21 protein-coding genes are annotated in these 23,919 nt (G+C 75.5%); 11 read left to right on the plus strand and 10 right to left on the minus strand.

The features are described 5' to 3' along the window. The first annotated feature begins 1 nt into the window (after position 1). The 3 genes from NHH00_RS08065 to NHH00_RS08075 all read left to right on the plus strand — a co-directional run bounded on the left by NHH00_RS08065 (position 2) and on the right by NHH00_RS08075 (position 2,845). Complete coding sequence (locus NHH00_RS08065) at positions 2-1,333, plus strand: M16 family metallopeptidase (protein WP_253051310.1); 1,332 nt, start codon at positions 2-4, stop codon at positions 1,331-1,333. A 217-nt stretch (positions 1,334-1,550) separates the two neighbouring features. Next, a complete protein-coding gene (dapB, locus tag NHH00_RS08070; RefSeq protein WP_290445096.1) occupies positions 1,551-2,306 on the plus strand; it encodes a 4-hydroxy-tetrahydrodipicolinate reductase in 756 nt (251 codons plus the stop codon). 104 nt (positions 2,307-2,410) lie between these two features. Further along, a complete protein-coding gene (locus NHH00_RS08075; protein WP_253051468.1) occupies positions 2,411-2,845 on the plus strand; it encodes a hypothetical protein in 435 nt (144 codons plus the stop codon). 41 nt (positions 2,846-2,886) lie between these two features. Here NHH00_RS08075 and NHH00_RS08080 read toward each other — a convergent pair whose 3' ends face one another. The 6 genes from NHH00_RS08080 to NHH00_RS08105 form a co-directional block, all read right to left on the minus strand. After that, positions 2,887-3,345: a hypothetical protein gene (locus NHH00_RS08080; protein ID WP_253051311.1), complete on the minus strand. Its 459-nt coding sequence runs from the start codon at positions 3,343-3,345 to the stop codon at positions 2,887-2,889. Positions 3,346-3,425: 80 nt separating this feature from the next. Then, positions 3,426-3,935 (minus strand): GNAT family N-acetyltransferase, encoded by a 510-nt coding sequence (locus tag NHH00_RS08085; protein WP_253051312.1) that lies wholly within the window; start codon positions 3,933-3,935, stop codon positions 3,426-3,428. 42 nt (positions 3,936-3,977) lie between these two features. Further along, positions 3,978-4,298, minus strand: coding sequence for an AzlD domain-containing protein (locus NHH00_RS08090; protein WP_253051313.1), 321 nt, complete (start codon positions 4,296-4,298; stop codon positions 3,978-3,980). Continuing rightward, a complete protein-coding gene (locus tag NHH00_RS08095; protein ID WP_253051314.1) occupies positions 4,295-5,110 on the minus strand; it encodes an AzlC family ABC transporter permease in 816 nt (271 codons plus the stop codon). The genes NHH00_RS08090 and NHH00_RS08095 overlap by 4 nt, the downstream gene beginning before the upstream one ends. Then, a complete protein-coding gene (locus NHH00_RS08100) occupies positions 5,107-5,766 on the minus strand; it encodes a TIGR00645 family protein (RefSeq protein ID WP_253051315.1) in 660 nt (219 codons plus the stop codon). The genes NHH00_RS08095 and NHH00_RS08100 overlap by 4 nt, the downstream gene beginning before the upstream one ends. Positions 5,767-5,896: 130 nt before the next feature. Further along, positions 5,897-7,381, minus strand: a complete 1,485-nt coding sequence (locus tag NHH00_RS08105; RefSeq protein ID WP_253051316.1) for an NAD-dependent succinate-semialdehyde dehydrogenase — start codon at positions 7,379-7,381, stop codon at positions 5,897-5,899. 114 nt (positions 7,382-7,495) lie between these two features. On the opposite strand from NHH00_RS08105, the gene dapA reads away from it, so the two are divergent. Continuing rightward, positions 7,496-8,422 carry a 4-hydroxy-tetrahydrodipicolinate synthase gene (gene dapA, locus NHH00_RS08110; protein ID WP_253051317.1) on the plus strand — a complete coding sequence of 309 codons (927 nt, stop codon included), beginning with the start codon at positions 7,496-7,498 and terminating at the stop codon, positions 8,420-8,422. A 50-nt stretch (positions 8,423-8,472) separates the two neighbouring features. Beyond that, positions 8,473-10,158, plus strand: a complete 1,686-nt coding sequence (locus NHH00_RS08115) for a ribonuclease J (RefSeq protein ID WP_047234710.1) — start codon at positions 8,473-8,475, stop codon at positions 10,156-10,158. Between the two features lie 92 nt (positions 10,159-10,250). On the opposite strand, the gene NHH00_RS08120 is transcribed toward NHH00_RS08115, so the two are convergent. Then, positions 10,251-10,838 carry a TetR/AcrR family transcriptional regulator gene (locus NHH00_RS08120; protein WP_253051318.1) on the minus strand — a complete coding sequence of 196 codons (588 nt, stop codon included), beginning with the start codon at positions 10,836-10,838 and terminating at the stop codon, positions 10,251-10,253. 108 nt (positions 10,839-10,946) lie between these two features. Here NHH00_RS08120 and NHH00_RS08125 point away from each other — a divergent pair, with 108 nt between their 5' ends. Together NHH00_RS08125 and NHH00_RS08130 are read left to right on the plus strand one after the other, a co-directional pair. Then, entirely contained in the window at positions 10,947-11,357 is a 411-nt protein-coding gene (locus NHH00_RS08125; protein WP_253051319.1) for a hypothetical protein, read from the plus strand. Between the two features lie 97 nt (positions 11,358-11,454). After that, a complete protein-coding gene (locus NHH00_RS08130) occupies positions 11,455-11,820 on the plus strand; it encodes an Imm51 family immunity protein (protein ID WP_253051320.1) in 366 nt (121 codons plus the stop codon). A 71-nt stretch (positions 11,821-11,891) separates the two neighbouring features. Here NHH00_RS08130 and NHH00_RS08135 read toward each other — a convergent pair whose 3' ends face one another. After that, entirely contained in the window at positions 11,892-12,803 is a 912-nt protein-coding gene (locus tag NHH00_RS08135) for an MBL fold metallo-hydrolase (RefSeq protein WP_253051321.1), read from the minus strand. 144 nt (positions 12,804-12,947) lie between these two features. On the opposite strand from NHH00_RS08135, the gene NHH00_RS08140 reads away from it, so the two are divergent. From NHH00_RS08140 to NHH00_RS08155, 4 genes are all read left to right on the plus strand, one after another. Further along, positions 12,948-15,782: an FtsK/SpoIIIE family DNA translocase gene (locus NHH00_RS08140; RefSeq protein ID WP_253051322.1), complete on the plus strand. Its 2,835-nt coding sequence runs from the start codon at positions 12,948-12,950 to the stop codon at positions 15,780-15,782. 95 nt (positions 15,783-15,877) lie between these two features. Further along, positions 15,878-16,507, plus strand: coding sequence for a CDP-diacylglycerol--glycerol-3-phosphate 3-phosphatidyltransferase (gene pgsA / locus NHH00_RS08145; protein ID WP_253051323.1), 630 nt, complete (start codon positions 15,878-15,880; stop codon positions 16,505-16,507). After that, a complete protein-coding gene (locus NHH00_RS08150) occupies positions 16,504-17,055 on the plus strand; it encodes a CinA family protein (protein ID WP_253051324.1) in 552 nt (183 codons plus the stop codon). The genes pgsA and NHH00_RS08150 overlap by 4 nt, the downstream gene beginning before the upstream one ends. A 361-nt stretch (positions 17,056-17,416) precedes the next feature. Continuing rightward, positions 17,417-17,758: a helix-turn-helix domain-containing protein gene (locus NHH00_RS08155; protein ID WP_024840578.1), complete on the plus strand. Its 342-nt coding sequence runs from the start codon at positions 17,417-17,419 to the stop codon at positions 17,756-17,758. A 52-nt stretch (positions 17,759-17,810) separates the two neighbouring features. On the opposite strand, the gene NHH00_RS08160 is transcribed toward NHH00_RS08155, so the two are convergent. After that, entirely contained in the window at positions 17,811-18,650 is an 840-nt protein-coding gene (locus NHH00_RS08160) for a DNA-formamidopyrimidine glycosylase family protein (protein ID WP_253051325.1), read from the minus strand. A 68-nt stretch (positions 18,651-18,718) separates the two neighbouring features. Beyond that, positions 18,719-23,785, minus strand: a complete 5,067-nt coding sequence (locus NHH00_RS08165) for an Lhr family helicase (RefSeq protein ID WP_253051326.1) — start codon at positions 23,783-23,785, stop codon at positions 18,719-18,721. Positions 23,786-23,919: the final 134 nt, after the last annotated feature.

Genomic DNA, 23,919 nt, shown 5'->3' on the forward strand with positions numbered 1-23,919 from the left:
CGTGCCCTGGGACCTCCCGCTCGTCCCGGCGGGTGACGCCGGGGCCGAGCTGACCGCCGGGCAGGACGGCGCGACGATCCGTCGCTCCGTCCTGCCCGGCGGGGTCCGCGTGCTCACCGAGTCGATGCCGGGCCTGCGCTCGGCGACGATGGGCGCGTGGGTGGGCGTCGGATCGCGCGACGAGACCGACGGCCACTTCGGCTCGACGCACTTCCTGGAGCACCTGCTGTTCAAGGGCACCGCGCGCCGCTCGGCGATGGACATCGCCGAGGCGTTCGACGCCGTCGGCGGCGAGGCCAACGCCGCGACCGGCAAGGAGCACACGTGCTACTACGCGCGCGTGCTCGACGCCGACCTGCCCATGGCGGTCGACGTCGTCGCCGACATGGTGACGTCCGCACGCCTGGACCCCGACGAGCTCGAGACCGAGCGCGGCGTGATCCTCGAAGAGCTCGCGATGAACGACGACGACCCCTCGGACGTCGTGCACGAGGAGTTCGCGGCCGCCGTCCTCGGCGGGCACGCGCTCGGCCGCCCCATCGGCGGCACCCCGGACACGATCAACGCGGTCCCGCGCGACGCGGTCTGGGAGCACTACCGGTGGCACTACCGCCCGGAGACGCTCGTCGTCGCGGCGGCCGGCGGCGTCGACCACGACACGCTCGTCGTGCAGGTGGGCCAGGCGCTGCACGACGGCGGCTGGTCGCTCGACGCGGCCACCGCGCCACGACCCCGGCGCGACCCCGAGGACCCCGCCCTCGCCGGTGTCGGGACCACGGGCGTCGAGCTCTCGGTCCACCGGGCCGTCGAGCAGGCGAACGTCGTCATCGGCGGCACGGGCCTGTCGGCGACCGACGACCGTCGCTTCACGCTCTCCGTGCTCAGCGCGGTGCTGGGCGGCGGCATGAGCTCGCGCCTCTTCCAGGAGATCCGCGAGAAGCGCGGCCTCGCGTACTCGACGTACTCCTTCGCCTCGGGTCACGGCGGCATCGGCACGTTCGGCCTCTACGCCGGGTGCGCGCCGTCGAAGGTCGACGAGGTGACCGAGCTCCTGCACGCCGAGCTCGACCGCCTCGCCGGCGACGGCATCACCGGTGCCGAGCTCGACCGCAGCATCGGCCAGCTCTCCGGCGGCATGGTCCTCGGCCTCGAGGACTCCGGCTCGCGCATGAGCCGGCTCGGCAAGGCCGAGCTCGTCTACGGCGAGCTCCTGAGCGTCGAGGAGTCGCTCGACGCGATCCGCTCGGTCACGGCCGACGACGTGCAGAAGCTGGCGAGCGAGCTCGCCTCGCGGCCCCGGTCCGTCGTGCGCGTCGGGCCGTTCGGCGGCTGAACCGTCGCCGACCACGGCGACTCGCGGCGGCCGTCCTCCTCTCGGAGGGCGGCCGCCGTCGTGCCGGGCCGGTGCGGTGGGCGGGCTCGGCGCCGGTGCCGCGGACGGCGCACCGGCCGGTCCGCGCACCGGCGATAGGGTGACGGGCGTGAGCGAGCAGAACATCCCCGCGCCCGATCCCGCCGCGACCGCCCCCGGCCAGGGGCCGGGCCGCCCGTTGCGGGTCGCCGTCCTCGGCGCGGCCGGACGCATGGGCGCGACCGTGTGCGCGGCCGTCGAGGGCGCGGCGGACCTCGAGCTCGTCGCGCGCCTGGACGCCGGCGACGAGGTCACGTCCGCCACGCTCGGCGGCGCCGACGTCGCCGTCGACTTCACCGTCCCGTCCGCGACCGAGGCGAACGTGCACGCGCTGATCGACGCGGGCGTGCACGCCGTCGTCGGGACCACGGGCTGGACGGACGAGAGCCGAGGCCGCGTCACCGAGCACCTCGAGCGTGTCGCCGCGGGCGGCGGCCCCGCCCTCGGCGTCCTGATCGCCCCGAACTTCGGCCTCTCGGCCGTCCTCGCGATGACGTTCGCCGCGAAGGCCGCCCGCTACTTCGAGTCGGCCGAGGTGATCGAGCTCCACCACCCGGACAAGGTCGACGCGCCGTCCGGCACCGCCCGGCACACCGCGGCGGCGATCGCCGCAGCGCGCGCCGACGCGGGCCTCGCGGCGAGCCCCGACGCGACGGAGACGGGGTGGGAGGCGCGCGGCGCCGACGTCGACGGGGTGCGCGTGCACGCGGTGCGTCTGCGCGGCCTCGTCGCGCACGAGGAGATCCTGTTCGGCAACGCGGGCGAGCAGCTCGTCATCCGCCAGGACTCGTTCGACCGCGTCTCCTTCATGCCTGGCGTGCTGCTCGCCGTGCGCGAGGTCGTCGGGCGCCCGGGCCTGACGGTCGGTCTCGAGAACGTGCTGGACCTGGCGTGAGCGCGCCCGGCGGTCCGGTCGGTCCCGACGCCGGCGGCGGCAGCGACGACGGCCGTCCGGAGGGGACGACCGGGCGGTCGCGCGCCGTCCGGCCCTGGAAGGCGATCGTCGGCGCGGTGCTCGTGACGATCCTGCTCGCGATCTACGTGTCGCAGGTGGCGTGGCGTGCCGCCGCGCTCATCGGTACGGGCGAACCCGTCGCGATGGTGATCGGGGCGGGCGTGCTCGTCCTGCCCCTGCTCGTGGTCGGCCTGGTCGGCCGCGAGTTCCTGCTCGCGGGGACCGTGCAGCGCATGGCCGACGACCTCGCCGCCCAGGGTCGGCTCCCGGTCGACGACCTGCCGCGCTCACCTGGCGGGCGCATCGACCGGGACGCCGCCGACGCGGCGTTCGGGCCGTACCGCGACGCGGTCGACGCCGACCCGCAGAGCTGGGAGGCGTGGTACCACCTGGCGTTCGCGTACGACGCCGCGCGCGACCGCCGTCGGGCGCGCGAGGCGCTGCGCAAGGCCGCGGCTCTCTACCGCGCCCGTCGCTGACCGAGGCGGTCCACCCGGCGTGGGCGGACCACGTCGGCAGGTCAGAGGCTCGTCCAGCAGTAGAGGCGGTGGCCCGCGTCGTCCGCCTGGACGCACAGGGTCGCGAGCCGGTGCAGGGCACCGGCCAGGTCGGCGGGGTCGGAGCCTTCCAGCTCCTCGGTGGCGGCCCAGCGCACGGCGACGGCGTCGAGGTCGGTCGGTGTCGCCGCGGCGAGCGCCGTGACGAGCTCCGCGGTGACCGCGACGACCCACGGACCCTCGTCGCCCGCGCTCGCGACGAGCTCCCCGTGCCGGGGGTCGCTCTTCGCCTCGGCGTACGGGCGGTCCGTGAGGAGGCCCGCGAGCGTGCCCAGCACGACGAACGGGTCGATCCCCTTGAGCTCGACCGTGGGGAACACCGGCTGGTTCGTCAGCGGGTCGGGGCTGCTCGGGCCCGTCCGTGCCGCGCGACCGGCCTGCACGTCGTCGGGTGCGGAGAAGTAGTCGGTGAGGATGCCCATGGCGGTCGATCCTCGCAGGTCACCCGCGCGAACGGGTCACGACGGTGTCACGGCTGCGTGACGAACGGTCGCACGAGCCCTCAGATCTCGGCGGCCCACCGGCGTTCCACGACGTCGCGCACCCCGGTGGCGAGCGTCCGGGTCCGCCCGTCGGGCCCGAGCCCGGCGCCGGCGAGGAACGTCTCGCGCGCGGTGTCGCCGTCGAGCACCCACGTGACGACCTCCTCCGCGCCGTCGCGGCGCAGCCGGTCGACCGCGGCGGCGAGCAGGCGCGACCCGTGCCCGCCGCGCTGGTGCCGCGGCTCGACCTCGAGCGCGAGGACCTGCCCGGGCGCCACGGCGGCGAACCCGACGACGTCGGCGCCGACGCACGCGACGAGCACGCCGAACCCCGGCCCGGGAGGGGAGGAGATGGCGGCAGCCCACTGCTCGCGCATCCGCACGGTGTCGAGGGCGTCGAGCACGTCTTCGCCGAGGACCTCCTCGTGCGACGAGCGCCACGCGCCCACCTGGATCGCGGTCATCGCGACGTCGTCTCCGGGCACGGCGGGGCGGACGGAGACGTCGGCGGTCTCGCGGAAGAGGCTCACGGGTTCACCCTACGAGACGTGGGCCACGCCTCGGGCCGGCGGTCAGCCCCAGCCCAGGGCGCGCAGGCCGGCGGCCGTGGCCGCCGCCAGGACCACGACGACGATGAACGGCGCGCGCAGCGCGAGCGCGACGGCCGCGACGCCGAGCGCGGGCAGGCGCGCGTCGACGACCAGGGCCTGGCCGTCGCCGACCGTCTGGACCGCGACGAGCGCGGCGAGGAGCGCGGCGGTCACGAGCGCGGCCGTGCGCGCGACGCGCTCGTCGGCGAGCCAGTGCTCGGGCACGAGGTGCCCGGCGAGCTTGAGCGCGAAGCACAGCGCCGACGCGGCCAGCACGACGACCCACACGGTCGCTGACGTCATGAGGTCTCCTTCTCGTCCGTGGACGACGAGGGTGGCGCGCCCGCGGCGCGGCGTCGCCGTCGCGCGTCCACCTGCCCGATGACGATCGCGACGACGGCCGCGGCGAGCACCGGCACGCCGCCCGGCGCGACCGGGACGAGCAGGACCGCGACGAGGACGGCCGCCGCCGCGGTGAGCTGCATCGCCCGCGCTGCGAGCCGGGGCCACAGGAGGGCCAGGAACGCGGCCGCCGCGGCGGCGTCGAGCCCCCACGCGCGCGGGTCGCCGAGCGCGTCGCCCGCGAGCGCGCCGACGAGCGTCATGGCGTTCCACAGCACGAAGATCCCGACGCCGGTCCACCAGAACCCCGCCCGGACGGCGCGGCGGGACCGCTGCGCCGTCGCGACCGCCGTCGACTCGTCGATGGTGAACTGCGCCGCGACGACCTTGTGCCACGACCGCAGCGCGAGCAGCGGGCCGAGCTGCGCCCCGTACAGCGCGTTGCGGACCCCGAGGAAGCCCGCGGTGGCGATCGCAGCCGTCGGCGCGCCGCCCGCGCCGACCACGCCGATGAGCGCGAACTGCGAGCCGCCCGAGAACATGAGCAGGCTCAGCGCCATGGTCTGCGCCACGTCGAGGCCCGCGACCACGGACAGCGCCCCGAACGAGATCCCGTACAGCCCCGTCGCGACGGAGACCGAGACGGCCTGGCGGACCGCGGCGCGGACCTCGTCCTCGACGGCGTGCTCGACGGCGCCCGTCACCTCGGCGTCGAGCGACGCGGGGGCGTCCGGCTCGGCGCCTGGGCGCGGGGCGTCGTCGGGCCGGCTCATGCGTGCGGGTCGGCCGGGCCCTCGCCCGCCGCGGCGGCGTTGGCCGCGCGCTGGTGCGCGGTGAGGGACATGCGGTCGATCGCCGCGAGCGCGAGTGCCGAGACGACGAACGCGAGGTGGATGATCGTCTGCCACAGCATGGTCTCGGACGTGATGCGGTTGCTCGACGACTCGATGAACGTGCGCAGCAGGTGGATCGACGAGATGCCGATGATCGACATCGCGAGCTTGGTCTTGAGCACGTTCGCGTTGACGTGGCTCAGCCACTCCGGCTGGTCGGGGTGGTTGTCGAGGCGGATGCGCGACACGAACGTCTCGTAGCCGCCGACGATGACCATGATGAGCAGGTTGGAGATCATGACGACGTCGACGAGGCCGAGGACGGCCAGCATGATCTCCTCGGCGCCGTAGGTGTGCGTCTCGAGCTGGTGCGTGTCCGCGTTCATGACCGACACCTCGCCGGTGAAGCCGCCGACGATGAGGTGCCACAGCTCCTTGAGGAACTGCCAGACGTAGACCACCTGGGCCACGATGAGGCCGAAGTAGAGCGGTGCCTGGAGCCAGCGGGACGCGAAGATCATGTACCCGACGGTCGTGACGCGGGCGCTGGGCGAGGGGACGTTCGGGCTGACGGTCGACGCGGGCGACGAGGGCACGGGCGTGGGCTCTCCGGGAGTCGGTGGCAGGGGAGCGTCAGGCTACCAACGTGCGGCGTCGGCACGTCGTCGGTCACCACGGTGCCGGACGCGCCCGCCGGCCCCGCGGGCGTCGTGTCGACGTCCCGCGTCAGAGCGCGACGTACACGGTCTCGAGGTACTCCTCGAGACCCGCCTCCCCGCCCTCGCGGCCGAGGCCCGACTGCTTCAGCCCGCCGAACGGCGCGCTCGCGTCCGACACCATCCCGCGGTTGATGCCGATCATCCCGGCCTCGACCTCCTCGGACACCCGCACGGCGCGGTCGAGCGAGGTGGTGTACGCGTAGGCGGCGAGGCCGTACTCGGTCGCGTTCGCGAGCGCGAGGCCCTCGTCGTCGTCGCCGAACGCGACGACCGGCGCCACCGGCCCGAAGATCTCCTCGGTGACGACGCGCGCGTCCGGGTCGACGCCGGACAGCACGGTCGGCGCGTAGAAGTATCCCGTGGACCGCGGCCGGTCGGCACCCGTGAGGACCTGCGCGCCGCCGTCGGACGCGGCGTCGACGAGCTCGGCGACCTTGTCCACCGCCTTCGCCTCGATGAGCGGGCCGACCTGCGTCCCGTCCTGCGCGCCCGGGCCGACCCGCAGGTCCTCGAACGCGGTGGCGAGCCGCTGCGCGAACTCGCGCGCGACGGCGTCGTGCACGAGGAAGCGGTTGGCCGCGACGCACGACTGGCCCGCGTTGCGCAGCTTCGCGACGAGCGCGCCCTCGACCGCGGCGTCGAGGTCCGCGTCGGCGAACACGAGGAACGGCGCGTTGCCGCCGAGCTCCATCGAGGTGCGCAGCACCTGGGGCGCGGCCTTCTCCAGGAGCGTGCGCCCCACGGCCGTCGAGCCCGTGAACGACAGCTTGCGCAGGCGCTCGTCGGCGAGGAGGGGCTCGGTGACGTCCGCGGCGCGCGACGACGGGACGACGTTGACGACGCCGGTCGGCAGACCGCGGTCCGCGAGCTCGGAGCGGATGACCTCGGCCACGAGCGCCGTCGTCAGCGGCGTGAGCCGCGCGGGCTTGATCACGACGGTGCAGCCCGCGGCGAGCGCCGGCCCGATCTTGCGCGTCGCCATCGCGATGGGGAAGTTCCACGGCGTGACGAGCAGCGCCGGGCCCACGGGGCGACGGAAGACGAGCTGCCGGTTGCCGCCCGCGGGTGCGGTGCGGGCGAGCCCGTCGGCGCGCACCGCCTGCTCCGCGTACCAGCGCAGGAAGTCGGCGCCGTAGAGCACCTCGGCGCGCGCCTCGGCGAGCGGCTTGCCGCACTCGGCCGTGATGAGCGCGGCGACGTCGTCGGCGCGCGCGACGACCCGGTCGTAGACCCCGCGCAGGACCTCGCCGCGCTCCCGCGGGGGCGTCGCGCGCCACGCGGGCGCCGCCCGGTGCGCGGCGTCGAGCGCGCGGAGCGCGTCGGCGGGGCTCGCGTCGGCGACGTCGAAGAGGGACTCCTCCGTGGCCGGGTCCTCGACCTCGAACGTCCGGCCCCCCTCCGCCGGGCCCCAGTGCCCGTCGACGAGCAGCCCCGTGGGCACGTGCGCGACGAGCGCGGGGGAGAGGTTCGACGTCGAGGCGGGGCGGGACATGCTCCGAGTATCGCCCTCGGGGTCGCGGGGCCGCACCCGGGCGGCGGTCGCGCGGGGCGGTCCCGCGCCTGGACGGGCGCGGTGCGGGGACCCGCCGCACGGTAGTTTGTGCACATGGTCCTTCCCGCCACCCCTGCGCGCCCGTTCGGTGCCGTCCTCACGGCCATGGTCACCCCGATGACGCCCGACGGCGCCGTCGACCTCGCGGCGGCGACCCGGCTCGCGAAGCGCCTGGTGGACGACGGGAACGACGGTCTCGTGCTGAGCGGCACGACGGGCGAGTCGCCCACGACCCACGCGCCGGAGAAGCAGGACCTCGTGCGCGTCGTCGTCGAGGCGGTGGGCGACCGCGCGGCGGTCGTCGCCGGGGCAGGATCCAACGACACCGACCACGCCCTGCGCATGGCGGAGCAGGCGGCCGAGGCCGGGGCCGACGGGCTCCTCGTCGTCTCGCCCTACTACTCGCGCCCCAGCCAGGAGGGCGTGTACCGGCACGTGACGGCGATCGCCGACGCGACCGACCTCCCCGTCATGCTCTACGACGTCCCCGGCCGCACGGGCGTGCGGATCGCGCCCGCGACGTACGCGCGGCTCGCGGCGCACGACCGGGTCGTCGCGAGCAAGGACGCGACGGGCGACGTGTACGCCGCCGCCAAGCTCTCCGCCGCGACCGGGCTCGCGTTCTACAGCGGCGACGACGGCCTGCTGCTGCCGTTCCTCGCGCACGGCGCGGCCGGCATCGTCTCCGTCTCCGGGCACGTGGTGGCCGGACCGTTCGCCGAGGTCGTGCGCCGCTTCGACGCGGGCGACCACGCGGGCGCGCTCGACGTCTTCCTCACCACGACGCCCGTCATTGACGCGCTCAACGGCGCGGGCTTCCAGGCCGTCATGGCCAAGGCCGCCGTCGAGCTGCTCGGCATCACCGACAACCGGTTCCTGCGCCTGCCGAACGTCGCGGCGACCGAGGACGACGTCGCGCTGGTCCGCGACGCCCTCGCGGCCGCGGGCGTGCTCGCCGGCGCTGCCGCACCCACGAACTAGCGAGGGCAGGAGCCCTCGAAACCCCCGGCTCAGCCACGACAGGAGGCCCCGTGAGCCATCCCCACCCCGAACTCTCCCTGCCTCCCGAGCTCCCCACCGGAGGGCTGCGCATCGTCGCCCTCGGCGGGCTCGGGGAGGTCGGCCGCAACATGGCCGTCCTCGAGTACGACGGGCGCCTGCTCGTCATCGACTGCGGCGTCCTCTTCCCCGAGGACAACCAGCCCGGCGTCGACCTCATCCTCCCGGACTTCGACTACATCGCGGACCGGCTGGACGACATCGAGGCGATCGTCCTCACGCACGGCCACGAGGACCACATCGGCGCCGTCCCGTACCTGCTGCGCCTGCGCCGCGACATCCCCCTCGTCGGGTCGCAGCTCACGCTCGCGTTCGTCGAGGCGAAGCTCAAGGAGCACCGCATCTCGCCCGTGACCCTCGCGGTCAAGGAGGGCCAGGTCGAGCAGCTCGGCGTGTTCCGCTGCGAGTTCGTCGCCGTCAACCACTCGATCCCCGACGCGCTCGCGGTCGCGGTGACGACCGGCGCCGGGACCGTGCTGCACACGGGCGACTTCAAGATGGACCAGCTCCCGCTCGACGGGCGCATCACCGACCTGCGCGCGTTCGCGCGCCTCGGTGAGCAGGGCGTCGACCTGTTCATGGTCGACTCGACCAACGCCGAGGTCCCCGGGTTCGTCACGCCCGAGGTCGAGATCGGCCCGGTGCTCGACAACGTCTTCGCGGCGTCGGAGAAGCGCATCATCGTCGCGTCGTTCTCCTCGCACGTGCACCGCGTGCAGCAGGTCCTCAACGCGGCGCACCACCACGGGCGCCGTGTCGCGCTCGTCGGGCGCTCGATGGTCCGCAACATGACCATCGCCGCCGAGCTCGGGTACCTCCACGTGCCCGAGGGCGTGCTCATCGACCTCAAGAAGGTCGACTCGCTGCGCGACGACGAGATCGTGCTCATGTGCACCGGATCCCAGGGCGAGCCCATGGCGGCGCTGTCGCGCATGGCCAACGGCGACCACAAGGTCCAGGTCGGCCACGGCGACACCGTGATCCTCGCGTCGTCGCTCATCCCGGGCAACGAGAACGCCGTGTTCCGCATCATCAACGGGCTCACCCGGCTCGGGGCGCGCGTCGTGCACGGCGGCAACGCCAAGGTGCACGTGTCCGGGCACGCGAGCGCGGGCGAGCTCCTCTACTGCTACAACGTGCTCAAGCCCAAGAACGTCATGCCGGTGCACGGCGAGGTCCGTCACCTCGTCGCGAACGGGGCGCTCGCGGTCCGCACGGGAGTGCCCGCGGACCGCGTCGTGCTCGCCGAGGACGGCGTCGTCGTCGACCTCGTCGACGGCAAGGCGTCGGTCGTCGGCGCGGTGCCGTGCGGGTACGTGTACGTCGACGGGTCGAGCGTCGGCGAGATCACCGACGCCGAGCTCAAGGACCGGCGCATCCTCGGCGAGGAGGGCTTCGTGTCCGTCTTCGCCGTCGTGGACTCCGCGACCGGCAAGGTGCTCGCCGGCCCCCAGATCCTCGCGCGCGGCTTCGCCGAGGACGACAAGGTGTTCCAGGACATCCAGCCGGAGGTCGTCAAGGCGCTCGAGGACGCGATCGCCGGCGGCGCGACCGACACGCACCAGCTCCAGCAGGTCATGCGCCGCGTCATCGGGCGGTGGGTCTCCAACCGCCTGCGGCGCCGCCCGATGATCGTCCCGGTGGTCGTCGAGGCCTGACCGGCGACGTCGTTCGCCGGCGCGAGAAGCGAGAAGTGGCCCCTGCCGTCGGTCTGGCGGGGGCCACTTCTCACGTCTCGGGGCTGGGGTCGTCACGTCCCGGCGCTGCGGACCAGCCCGGGGCCGACGGCGGCGAGCGTCGCGCCGTAGCGCGCGGTGCGCTCCGCGTCGTCGCCGGGGACGAGGCCGGCGAGCTCGAGCGAGACGAGGCCGTGCACGAGGCCCCACAGCCCGAGCGCGACGTCGTCGACGGCCCCCGTGTCGGGCACGAGGCGCGCGACGGCGTCGCGCAGCACGAGGAAGGTCGCCTCCTCGACGGCGCGGGGGCGCTCCGCGCCGGGCCGCACGCCGCGGGCGAACATCACCGCGTAGAAGTGCGGGTCCGCGAGCGCGAAGGCACGGTACGCGCCGCCGAGGGCGGCGAGGTCCGCGCCCGGGTCGTCGGTCCGGACGACGGCCGCGAGGTGGGCGCCGAAGCGCCGGAAGCCCTCGGCGGACACGGCGGCGACGAGGTCGTCGCGGCTGCCGAAGAGCGCGTACACCGCGGACGGGCTCGTCCCCGCCGCCGTCGCGACCGACCGCACCGTCACCGCGCTCTCGCCGTGCTCGGAGATGGCGCGCGACGCCACGTCGAGGAGGCGGTCGCGCAGGGCGTCGTCGTGCAGTCGGGGCCGTGCCACGCATCGAGTCTAGAGGGCTTGACACCGGTTTGCGAACGCTGTTCTATAACAGTGTTCGTAAACCGCGGCGTGCCGTGCGCCGAGCGTCCCGCCAGCCCAGGAGGTCCCGTGCTCGAGCTCACCGACGCCGCCCGCATCACCGCGGGCGTCGTCCTCCTCACGGTCGTCGGCATCGAGTCCGGCGGCGCGTTCCTCGTCAAGGTCGTCACACGGCGCGTGCCGGCGACGGGCTTCCAGACGTCGTTCTTCCGCGCCGGGCACGCGCACGCGGGCGTTCTCGTCATCCTGGGGCTCGTGTGCCTGCTGCTCGCGGAGGCCACCGACCTCACGGGCTTCTGGCGGTGGCTCGCGGCCACCGGGGTCCTCGTCGCCGCCATCCTCCTGCCCGCCGGGTTCTTCCTCTCCGCGGTGGGCTCGGGGCGCGAGGCGCCGAACCGGGCGGTCGTGCTGCTCCCCGCCGGCGGCGTGGTCCTCGCCGCGGGCGTCGTGACGCTCGCGTTCGGGCTCTTCCTCGGGTGACGCGGCGGTCCGGGCTCGCCTGGTGCGCCGGACGCGCTCCGGACGTGCTCTGAGCGTGCGCCGCGGCGTCGTGGGTGGTCGCCGCTACGGTTCCCGCATGACGAACGCCGAGGACTTCGCCCCGCTCGACCCCGTCCGCCTCGTGACCCTGTCCCAGGGGTGGAGCATCATCTACTCGCCCGGCGGCCCGGAGTGGCACCAGCACAAGGGTGCCCTCGAGCGGCACGGCGTCGAGGGTTCCGGGTACGACTTCTCCGGCGCGCTCCAGGCCACGCTGACCGACCACGAGCCGAACGTCCTCGACGCGGTCGGGTTCGACCCCGAGGGCGGCATGGTGAGCGTGTACGGGTCGGACCTCGACGCCCTGCACGCCGCGGCACGGCACCTGCACCGCCTGGTCACCGACGAGCAGGCGCTCGACGCCGCGCTCGCCCGGTCCGTGGAGCTCGGGCTCGACGACTGAGGCTCGGCGACCCTGCATCGGCAGCGCTCCGGGTCGGGGCTCGCACCGTCCGTGGGAGGGGCAGAGCGGCTTCAGCGCGAGCGCAGCGCCTCGAGCTGCTCGCCGTGCCACTCGGCGACGTAACCCGTGAGCCGGCGGTCGTCGGGCAGGGTGCCGCCGCGGAGAGCGGCGTCCAGCGCGTCGAGGTAGGCACGGTCGGCCGCGAACCGTGCGGAGACCGCGGCACGGCCGACGGCGGGACTCCCGTGACCCGGGACGAGCGCGTCCACGTCGCGCGCGGCGAGCTCGAGCGCGTCGAGCGCACCCCGGTAGACCCCGACGGGGTCGCGGGCATCGGCGTCGACGAGGGGCACCTCGACGTCGGAGAGCATGTCGCCCGCCACGAGCACGCTCCCGTCCGGCGTGCGCACCAGGAGCGCGGCGTGGCCCGGCGCGTGGGCGTCGTGCTCGACGACGGCGACCGTCCGTGGGCCGGTCGGTGCAGCGCCGGGCCAGGGGACCCGGCGTGCGCCGCGGGGGAGCGGGGTCAGCGTCCCCACGAGCGCAGGGTCGTGGCCGGGCGCGGCGGCCTCGGTCGACGCGAGGATCGCGACCCGCCGCCGCTGCGTCGCCTCGGCGGTGCGGGCTGTCGCCCAGCGGGGCGCGTCGCCGAGCGCGGGCGACCACAGCACGTGGTCCCAGTGCGGATGCGTCGCGAACCCGGCGGTCACGCGCCAGCCGTGTGCCCGCACGGCGGCGGCGAGCCCGTCGACCTCCGCGACCGTGACCGCCGGGTCGACCACCAGCGCCTCGCCGTCCGGCGTGGTGACGACGGTGGACGTCGTCGTCCAGATCTCGGCCGTCGCGACCCAGACCCCGGGGACCACCTCGACGAGGTCGCGCGTTCGCGGCGCGGTCGTCGCCCCGGGCGGCGTGGCGAGGCCCGGGTCGGCCGGGCCGCCGCTCGGTTCGTCGCGCTGCTCGGCGTGGGTGGGCTCGTGCACGGGTCCTCCGGTCCTCGTCGTTCACGGGTCGTCGTCCACGGGTCGTCGATCGCGGGGTCGCGGGCCGCCCCGCTCCAGCCCGCCCGGGACACGCGCCGCCGGGTCCGCGTCCGTGTCGTCCCCCGCAGGTAGGTTAGGACCACTATGGCGACCCGCACGTCCCCGCAGGCACGTCGGACCGCGAGCAACCGCACGCCAGCGCCCCGCACCTCGGCGCGCGGCGGTTCGTCCTCGGCCCGCGGCACGTCGCGCGCCGGTACGGGTCGCGGGCGGTCCTCCTCCTCCGGCACGCGCCGGCCCGCGCGGCGCCCCGCGTCGGGTCCGCCGTGGCCCGTCCGCGCGGTGCGGGCGGTCTGGCTCGGCGCCGCGCACGGCCTCGGAGCGCTCGTGCGCACCATCGGAAAGGGAGCAAGAGAGCTGGACCCGGCACACCGGCGCGACGGCGTCGCGTTCTTCCTCATCGCCCTCGCGGTCGTCGTCGCGGCCCGCGAGTGGTGGGGCATCCAGGGCACGTTCGGCCTGGTCGTCCACGGCGTCGTCGCCGGCACGTTCGGCCTCGCGGGCGTCGCGGTGCCCGTGCTCCTGCTCTGGCTCGCCGTGCGCATCATGCGCCACCCCGAGCGCGCCCAGGCGAACTCGCGGGTCGCGATCGGCCTCACCCTCATCGTCGTGTCGGTGTGCTCGCTCGTGCACATCTCCGAGGACCTCCCGGCGCCGCGCGACGGGTTCGAGGCCGTGCAGGACGCGGGCGGCATCGTCGGTTACCTCGCCGCGACGCCCGTGACCACCGGCCTGACGCCCTGGTTCGCGGTGCCCATCTTCCTGCTGCTCGGGTTCTTCGGGCTGCTGGTCGTCACCGCGACCCCGGTGCACCGGATCCCGAGCCGGCTGCGCGGCCTCTACGACGTGCTCACGGGCAACCACCGCGCGGACGACGAGGAGCTGGACGCCGACGGCCTCGCGCTCGCGGAGGGCGTCTCGCGTCACGACGGCACGGACGTGCCGGCGGGTCGTCGCCCGCGCAAGCCCCGGAAGACCAAGGCGCAGCGCGCGGCGGAGGCCGCCGAGATCGAGAAGCCCGAGGGCGGGTTCTCGGGCGACGAGGCGTTCGAGACGGCGGCGTTCCTCGACTACGAGGACGACTCCCCTCGCGGCCGGGGCAAGAAGCGCCGCGGCGACGACCCGGCACCCGGCACCGCGCCGACCGAGGCGGTGCCCGCCGTCGGGCAGGGCCTCGCGCAGGACACCGCGGCAGCCGCGATGGGCGCCGTCGCCCCCGCCCCGGGCGACGGCGCGGGCAGCGTCCCGCCGCCCCCGCCGAGCAGCCCGCTGCCGCGCGGCGTCCAGCCGATGCTCGAGGGCGACACCGTCTACCTCCTGCCGAACGAGGACTCCCTGGTGAAGGGCGCGCCGCACAAGGTCCGCTCGGCCGCGAACGACCGGGTCGTCGAGGCGCTCACCCAGACCTTCGAGCAGTTCGAGGTCGACGCGAAGGTCACCGGCTTCACGCGCGGCCCCACGGTCACGCGGTACGAGGTCGAGGTCGGCCCCAAGGTCAAGGTCGAGCGCATCACGTCGCTCTCGAACAACATCGCCTACGCCGTCGCGAGCGCGGACGTGCGCATCCTCGCGCCGATCCCCGGCAAGTCGGCGATCGGCATCGAGATCCCCAACACCGACCGCGAGACGGTCGTGCTCGGCGACGTGCTCCGCTCGTCGGCGGCGCGCCGGACCGAGCACCCCATGGTCATGGGCGTGGGCAAGGACGTCGAGGGCGGCTACGTCGTCGCGAACCTCGCCAAGATGCCGCACATCCTCGTCGCGGGCGCGACGGGCGCCGGCAAGTCGAGCTTCATCAACTCCATGATCACGTCGATCCTCATGCGCTCGACGCCCGAGCAGGTGCGCCTCGTGCTCGTGGACCCGAAGCGCGTCGAGCTGACGATCTACGAGGGCATCCCGCACCTCATCACGCCCATCATCACCAACCCGAAGAAGGCCGCCGAGGCGCTCGACTGGGTCGTGCGCGAGATGGACGCCCGGTACGACGACCTCGCCGCGTTCGGGTACAAGCACATCGACGACTTCAACGCCGCCGTGCGCTCGGGCAAGGTCAAGCCGCTGCCGGGCTCCGAGCGCAAGATCGCCACGTACCCGTACCTGCTCGTCGTCGTCGACGAGCTCGCCGACCTCATGATGGTCGCGCCGCGCGACGTCGAGGCGTCGATCCAGCGCATCACGCAGCTCGCGCGCGCCGCGGGCATCCACCTCGTCCTCGCGACGCAGCGGCCGTCGGTCGACGTCGTCACCGGCCTCATCAAGGCCAACGTGCCGTCGCGCCTCGCGTTCGCGACCTCCTCGCTCGCGGACTCGCGCGTCGTGCTGGACCAGCCGGGCGCCGAGAAGCTCATCGGCCAGGGCGACGCCCTCTTCCTCCCGATGGGCGCGGCGAAGCCGATGCGCGTCCAGGGCGCGTGGGTCTCCGAGTCCGAGGTGCACGCCGTCGTCGAGCACGTCAAGGGCCAGCTCAAGCCGGTGTACCGCGAGGACGTCACGCAGGCCGCGGCGAAGAAGCAGATCGACGAGGACATCGGCGACGACCTCGACCTGCTGCTGCAGGCCGCGGAGCTCGTCGTGACGTCGCAGTTCGGCTCGACGTCGATGCTCCAGCGCAAGCTGCGCGTCGGGTTCGCCAAGGCCGGCCGCCTCATGGACCTGCTCGAGTCGCGCGAGATCGTCGGCCCCTCCGAGGGGTCGAAGGCGCGCGAGGTCCTCGTCTCGCCCGAGGAGCTGCCGTCCGCGCTCGCGCTGATCCGCGGCGAGCCGGCACAGGACGTCTTCGACGGCCAGGCCCCCGCGTCCGCAGCGGCGCCTGGTGGCGGGACGGGGCACGACTACGGCGAGGGCACCGACGGGCACATGCCGCCGGTGGCGACGGACTACCACGACGGGGCGGACGTGGAGTCAGGCTGGCGCTGAGGGCGCACGGGGTGGGACCGGAGCGGCCCCGGGATCGGCGCCGCGACGAGCGGTCGCCGGTCGGGGCACCCCTGAGCACCCCCTAGGCTGGTGGCGTGGTCACCGCCGTCCCTTCGCCGTGGAACTCCGCGAACCTCGTCACCATGGCGAGGATCCTGCTCGTCCCGTTCTTCGCGTGGGCGCTGCTCGTCGACGGCGGGGAGTCCGTCACGTGGCGGCTGGTCGCGACGGGCATCTTCGTCCTCGCCGCGACGTCGGACCGCCTGGACGGCTACCTGGCGCGCAGGTACGACCTCGTCACGGACCTCGGCAAGCTGCTCGACCCGATCGCGGACAAGCTGCTCGTCGGCACCGCGCTCGTCCTGCTCGCGTGGCCCCTCGGCGTGCTGCCCTGGTGGGTGCCCGTGGTCGTGCTCGCGCGCGAGCTCGGCGTCACGCTCCTGCGGTTCGCGGTCCTCAAGTACGCGGTCATGCCCGCGTCCCGCGGCGGCAAGCTCAAGACCGTGCTCCAGACGGTCGCGATCACGCTCTTCCTCCTCCCGCTGGCGCACCTGCCCGCGTGGATCGGCGTCGTCGCGTGGGTGGTGCTCGCCGCGGCGATCCTCGTCACCGTCGTGACGGGCGTGGAGTACGCCTACCAGGGCTGGCGGCTGCGGCGCGACGCGATCCGCGCGGCCCGCCTCGCCGAGCGCGGAGCGACGCCGGGCGCCGCGTCGGCGTCATGACGGGGGCCGCCCGCGACGTCGAGGCCGCGGGGCCCCTGGTCGCACGACCGGACGTCGTCGGCCTCCTCGCCGCGCTCGAGGCGCGCGGGTGGACCCTCGCGACCGCCGAGTCGCTCACGGGCGGGCTGCTCTCCGCGACGATCGTCGACGTCCCGGGCGCGTCGCGCGTGCTCCGCGGCGCGGTCGTCGCCTACGCGACGGACGTCAAGCAGTCGGTGCTCGGGGTCGACGGCGACCTCCTCGCCGCGCACGGGGCGGTCCACCCGGACGTCGCGCGCCAGATGGCGGAGCGGGTACGGGAGGTGCTCGGCGCGGACGTGGGGGTCGCGACCACGGGCGTCGCGGGACCGGACCCGCAGGACGGCCGACCACCGGGCACGGTGTTCGTGGCGGCGAGCGGGCCCCGCGGGACGCACGTACGGCGGCTGCACCTCGACGGCGAGCGCGCGGCGGTCCGCGCCGGGACCGTCGCGGCGGCGGTCGACCTCGCGCGCGCGGTGACGGAGGACCGGCCCTCCGCGGACCGGCAGGGTGAAATCCGCGGGTGAACCGTGGTCGCCCGAGCGGCCCGCAGAGCCCGGTCCGGGAGGTGCAGGTGGAGAGGTCGTGAACGTGCCGCGGGGGGTTCGCCGGGCGGCGGGGTGCGGGAACAAGGCCCCACGTCGGGACGTTGCACAGCACGTGATCGCCAACAGGACCGTCAACCGACCGGTGGGCCGCACGGACAACGCGCCGACGGCCGGTCCGGCACGCCGCACCGGAGACGTGAGCGGACCGCGGGCGGGGTACGGTAGGACGACCCCGTCACGCGGGGCAGTGAACAGGAAGACCGGCACGAGCAGTACGCGCACCCCGGTGGGGGCCTCACCGGCTCCCGGGGGCGCACGGGACACGGAAGGGGGTCGCCAGATGATTGTTCTTCGACGAGAGATCGGGGACGTGCTGCGAGACGCTCGCCAGCGACAGGGGCGCACCCTGCGAGAGGTGTCCTCCGCCGCACGGGTCTCGCTGGGCTACCTCAGCGAGGTGGAGCGCGGTCAGAAGGAAGCGTCGTCGGAGCTCCTCGGCTCGATCTGCGAGGCGCTCGACATCCCGATGTCGTTGGTGCTGCGCGAGGTCAGCGACCGGGTCGCCGTCGCCGAGGGTCTGCTCATCCCGGACACGATCCCGGCAGACTTCGCGACCGCGGTCCTCGGGCGGCAGAACCCCGACGGCACCGCACGACGAGAGGACCTGCAGCCCGTCGGCTGACGGTCCACGCCGGGGCCGCCCCGGAGCAGGTGCCGGGCAGAGACGCCCGCGATCACCCGCTCGCGGGCGGCGCCTGGCACGAGGGACACCAGAAGACCGGACGTTCGTACGGCGGCTCGTTCGCCGTACCTTCTGCGACAGGCGTGCCACAGACGTGGCACGCCTTTCGTGTGCGCGCGTGCACGTGACGCACGACGCCGGCCCGGGGGTCGAACCCGTGCCGGACGGTGCGCTGCATGAGCGCTCGTGCCGTCGTGAGCACGCCCGCGAGGTCCTCGACGTCCCGGACCGGCGTCCACGGGTAGATCCGCTCCGCGAAGAGCGACTCGGCCGTGTAGATCGTGCCGATGCCGGCGACGAGGTGCTGGTCGAGCAGCGCCTCCGCGACCGGGACGCCGGTCCTCTCCCGGCCCGGCCGGTGCCGTGGTCCGGTGCCGCCCGCGGCGTCATCCGCTCGCAGGCGCGCGACGGCCTCCGCGACCCCCTCCGTGGGGAAGTCGTCGGCCAGCACGTCGGGGCCGAGCGGGCCGGTGATGGTCGGCTCGTCGGCGGTGCGCAGCACGTGGAGCATCCCGATGCGGTTCCCGACTGCCGTCCACCACGCGTTGGCGAGCACCACGCGCACCGACGGCTCCGCGGCGCGCGCGTCCCGGGCGCCCGTGCGCGCGATCCGCCACGACCCCTCCATGCGCAGGTGCGTGTGCAGCGACCGACCGTCGTCGAGCCGCGTGAACAGGTGCTTGCCGTACGGGACGTTCGCCACGACCGTGCGGCCCGTGAGGTCGACCTCCGCGGCGGTCGGCCACCGCAGCTCCGCGCGCACCAGCACACGCCCGGCGAGCGCCTCGTCCAGACGCGCGGACACGAGCCGCAGGATGTCACCCTCGGGCACGGCCGTCCCTCCCGATGCTCGGCGGGCGTCCCCGGCTCCCACCGGGTCGTGATCGCAGGGGTGCCACGTCAGGCCGCCCGCAGACCGCGCGGCGTCGCGCGGAACCCGGCGTCGAGGAGGGCACGGACCGCCTCGTCGGCGGACGTGGCCGTCGTGCCCGCCCCGGCCAGCGCCTCGACGCCGTCGACCCGCTGCACCACGACCTTGCCGAGCCGGCCCGCGCGCACCGCGCGGACGAGCTCGGCGCTCGCCTCCGCGAGCCGCGGGCCGTCGACGAACGAGAGGACCGACCGTCCTCCGCGCTCGACGTACAGGGCGAGGTCGCCGTCGCTCAGCACGACGACGGCCCCGGCCTTGCGCCCGGGGCGGTGCCCGCGAGACGCCTCGCCACTGGTCGCCGCACGATCCGACGGCGCTCCGCCGCCGGCCGGCCCGGCCGCCGCGGTGCCCGGCCCCGGGCTCGCCGCGGCCGGTCGCGCGGGCCACGGCAGCGCGGCCCCGTAGGGGTTGGCGGGGTCGGTCGCCGCGAGGAGCACCGCGCCCGGGCGAGGGCCCCCGCGCGACGTGCCGTCGTCGGGCCGCGGCCGAGGCTGGCCGTCCGGCCCCTTGCCCGACCCGCGGGCCGCGGCGGACTCGATCGCCCGCTCACGGTCCTGGGCGTCGGTGCGGAGCTGGTCGACCGCGCCGGGCAGCGCGAACTGGGAACCGCCGAGGTGCTCGACGAAGTACCCGCGCCGCGCCGCCCCGGTCGCCTCCAGCTCGCTCAGCACGCGGTACACCGCGCGGAACGACCCCGCGACGCCCTCGGCGGGGGCGACGGCGCGCGTGAGCACCCCGTGCCGGTCGAGCAGCACGCGCGCGAGCGCGTGCGCGCGCCGGGTCGGGTCGGTCTCGCGCCGCGGCAGCGCCGACCAGCGGCCCGCTCCGCCGCGCAGCGTGGTGTCCGGGGACGTCGGCGGCCGCAGGCCTGCGAACCGGCCGCGCCCCACCGGACGGGCGCGCGCGGGAGCCCGGGGGGCGCGGTGCGCACCACCGCCCGTGCCGAGCCGGGCGCGCAACGAGCCCAGCCCGTCGTTGGTCACGTGCCCCGACCAGACGAGGTCCCACAGCGCCTCGAGCGTCGGCCCGACCTCGGCGCCCGCCCGCTCGGCGAGCCGCGGGAGGAAGTAGCCGCCCGAGCCGTCGAGCAGGTCGAGGAGGGTCGCGTGGAGCCCGGTCTCCGGCGCGGGACCGGGGTCCGGCAGCGTGAGCGGCGCCCACTCGGCCAGGTGGAGGCTCACGAGCCCGTCGCCCCCGCCCGAGCCGGGCAGCGGGGCGTGGCCGCACCACACGACCTCTCCGGTCGTCGTGAGCTCGTCGAGCATCGTCGGCGTGTAGTCCGTGACCCGCGACGGCAGGACGAGCGTCTCGAGCGCCGACGCGGGCACGGCGGCCCCCGAGAGCTGCTCGACGACGCGCAGGAGGCCGTCTGCCCCGCGCAGCGCACCCAGCCCCTGCCACCGCGGGAGGAAGACGCCGAGGGTCTCGGACGCCACCGGTTCGACCTCCGCGCGCAGCGCGGCGAGCGAGCGGCGCCGCAGCACGCGCAGCACCTCGGCGTCGCACCAGTCGTCGCCGGTGCCCCCGATCGACTCCGGCCGCAGGCGACCGCGGACGACCATCCGGGCGGCCTCGAGCCGCTCCAGCGTCTGCGCCACGACGGCGACGCCGAGGCCGAGCCGCGCCGCGACGTCCGCCGCGGTGAACGGTCCGTGGGTGCGCGCGTGGCGCCGCACGAGGTCGCCGAGCGGGTCGGGCACGGGCTCGGTGAACACCTCGGGGATGCCGACGGGCAGCGCGACGCCGAGCGCGTCGCGCAGTCGCCCGGCGTCCTCGACGACGGCCCACTGCACCGCCCGCTCGGGGACGACGCCCGCCAGCCGGACGCGGATCACGCGCCGGGCCGCCTCGAGCTCGCGGAGCCATTCCTGTGCGCCGGCGCGCACGTCCTCGCGCGTGCGGGCCGCGACCTCGGCGTCCGTGAGGGGGCCGACGCGGCGCAGCACGTCCCACACGTCCTCGGCGTGGCGGGCCTGGCGTTCCGGCGCGAGCGCGCCGAGCTCCGCCTCGGTCCGCTCGATCTGCGCCGGGTCGAGCAGGTCGGCGAGCTGGGCCGCGACGCCGTCCCCGCCGAGCAACTCGGCGAGCAGCGTCGGGTCGAGAGACAGCGCCGCCGCCCGCCGCTCCGCGAGCGGGGCGTCGCCGTCGTAGAGGAACTGCGCCGTGTACCCGAACAGGAGGGACTGCGCGAACGGCGACGGCGTCGGCGTCGTCACCTCGACGAGGCGCACGCGCCCGGCGGCGAGGTCGCGCATGAGGTCGGTGAGCGCCGCGACGTCGAAGTCGTCCTGCAGGCACTCGCGCGCGGCCTCGAGGACGATCGGGAACTCGGGGTACTGCGACGCGACCGACAGGAGCTGGGCGGAGCGCTGGCGCTGCTGCCACAGCGGCTGGCGGCGGTCCGGGCGACGCCGGGGGAGCAGGAGCGCACGCGCCGCGGCCTCGCGGAACCGGGACGCGAACATGACGGACCCGCCGAGCTCGTCGCGCACCGCGTCGAGGACCTCGTCGGGGTCGAGGAGCAGGTCCTCCACGGGGACGACCGGCGCGTCGCCGCCGAGCCCGCCGGTCCCGTCGCTCGACCCCTCGAGCCACGAGTCCCCGGTGTCGGGCAGGCGCAGGACGATGCCGTCGTCCGCGTGCATCGCGGCGGCGTCGACGCCGTACCGCTCCCGCAGCCGCGCGGCGAGCACGAGCGCCCACGGGGCGTGGACCTTCGCCCCGTAGGGCGAGTGCACGACGACGCGCCAGTCCCCGAGCTCGTCGCGGAACCGCTCGACGACGACCGTCCGGTCGTCCGGGACGCGGCCGGTCGCGTCGCGCTGCTCGCGGAGGTAGGCGAGCAGGTTGTCGCTCGCCCACGCGTCGAGCCCCGCGGAGCGCAGCCGATCGGCCGCGGCGTCGTGGTCGTCCGCCGCGAGGGTGTCGGTCTCGCGGACCCAGGCACCGAGGGCGCGGCCGAGCTCGGCGGGCCGGCCGGGCGAGTCGCCCTTCCAGAACGGCAGGCGCCCCGGGATGCCCGGCGCCGGGGTCACGAGCACGCGGTCGGGCGTGATGTCCTCGATGCGCCACGTGCTCGACCCGAGCGTGAACGTGTCGCCGACGCGCGACTCGTACACCATCTCCTCGTCGAGCTCGCCGACGCGCTTCCCGCCGCGCGGCGCCCGGCCGCCCGCGGTGTCCGGGTCGCCCGCGACGGTCCCGGAGTCCGTCGCGAGGAAGACGCCGTACATCCCGCGGTCGGGGATCGTCCCGCCGCTCGTCGCGGCGAGGCGCAGCGCCCCCGGACGACCCGTGATCCGCCCGGACGCGCGGTCCCACACGATCCGTGCGCGCAGCTCGCCGAAGTCCTCGCTCGGGTAGCGTCCCGCGAGCATGTCGAGCACCGCGTGCAGCGACGCGTCGCCCAGGTGGGCGTAGGGCGCGCTGCGGCGCACGACGGTCGCGAGCTCCGCCACCGTCCACTCGTCGACGGCGACCATGGCCACCACCTGCTGCGCGAGCACGTCGAGCGGGTTCGCGAGCACGTGCAGCTCCTCGATGCCCCCGGTGCGCATGCGCTCGGCCACGACGGCCGACGGCACGAGGTCGCCCCGGTGCGTGGGGAACACGACGCCGTGCGACACGGCGCCCACCTGGTGCCCCGCCCGGCCGATCCGCTGGAGCCCCGACGCGACCGACGGCGGGGCGCCCACCTGCACCACGAGGTCGACCGCGCCCATGTCGATGCCGAGCTCGAGGCTCGACGTCGCGACGACCGCGGGCAGCCGTCCGTCCTTGAGCTCGGTCTCCGTGCGCGTGCGCTCGGCGCGGCTCATCGACCCGTGGTGCGCGCGGGCGATGACGGGCTCGACGCCCGAGCTCGCGCCCGACTGGGCCTGCACCTGGGCCGCGGTGACCGTCCCCGGGTCGAGGACGTCCTCGCCCTGACGCTCCGCCCACACCTCGTTCATGCGCGCCGTGAGCCGCTCGGCGCCCCGGCGCGAGTTGGTGAAGACGAGCGTGGAGCGGTGGTCGGCGACGAGGTCGACGACGCGCTCCTCGACGTGCGGCCACACCGACGGCCGCGGAGGGCGGACGCCCGGTGCCCCGGTGGGCCGCGAGGTCGCCGGACCCGACAGGTCGGGCTCGCCGGGGGGCAGGGGCGGGAGGCCGTCGGTCGTCGTCCCCGGCGCCGTGTCACGACCACCGGGATCGTCTGCCCCCGCCGCCGTCCGCCTCGAGGTGTCGGGCACGAGCGCGGCCGTGCCGAGGTCCGCGAGGTCGGGGACGGGCACCACGACGTCGACCTCGATGCGCTTGCTCGCGGGCGGCTGCACGACGACCACCTCGCGCCCGGCCTCCGCCTCCGGGCGGTGGCCGCCGAGGAACGTCGCGACGGCCTCGACGGGTCGGACCGTCGCCGAGAGCCCGACGCGCTGCGCGGGCGGTCGGCCCTGCGCCTCCAGGAAGGCGTCGAGCCGTTCGAGGGACACGGCGAGGTGCGCGCCGCGCTTGGTCCCCGCCACGGCGTGGATCTCGTCGACGATCACCGTCTCGACGCCCGCGAGACCCGCACGGGCCTGCGAGGTCAGCACGAGGAACAGCGACTCGGGCGTCGTGATGAGGATGTCCGGCGGGTGCGTCGCGAGGCGCCGCCGCTCGCTCGTGGGCGTGTCGCCCGTCCGGGTGCCGACGACGACGTCCGGCACCTCGAGCCCGAGGCGCACCGCCGCCTGCCGGATGCCCGCGAGCGGCGACCGGAGGTTGCGCTCGACGTCGGCGGCGAGCGCCTTGAGGGGCGACACGTACACGACGCGGCAGCGGTGCTCCCGGGCGACCTCCTCGCCGGCCCTCGGCGCGCCCATGATCCGGTCGAGCGACCAGAGGAACGCCGCGAGCGTCTTGCCCGACCCGGTCGGGGCGACGACGAGCGCGTGCCGGTCGCTCGACACCGCGTCCCACGCCCCCGCCTGCGCGGCGGTCGGGGCGTCGAACGCGCCCGAGAACCAGGAGCGCGTGGGCGCGGCGAAGCGCGCGAGCGGGTCCGTGGTCACCCGCTCATTGTCGTCGCGCCCACCCACACGCGCCGCGCGACGGGAGACCGGCGTGCCGCCCGCGCGAGGGACGGCGGCCGAGCGCCGCGTCGGCGCGCCGGCGCCGCGTGCCGGGACGCGTCGCCCGCCGCGGG

It is taken from the genome of Cellulosimicrobium cellulans, from assembly GCF_024124905.1.
Classification (GTDB): domain Bacteria; phylum Actinomycetota; class Actinomycetes; order Actinomycetales; family Cellulomonadaceae; genus Cellulosimicrobium; species Cellulosimicrobium cellulans_G.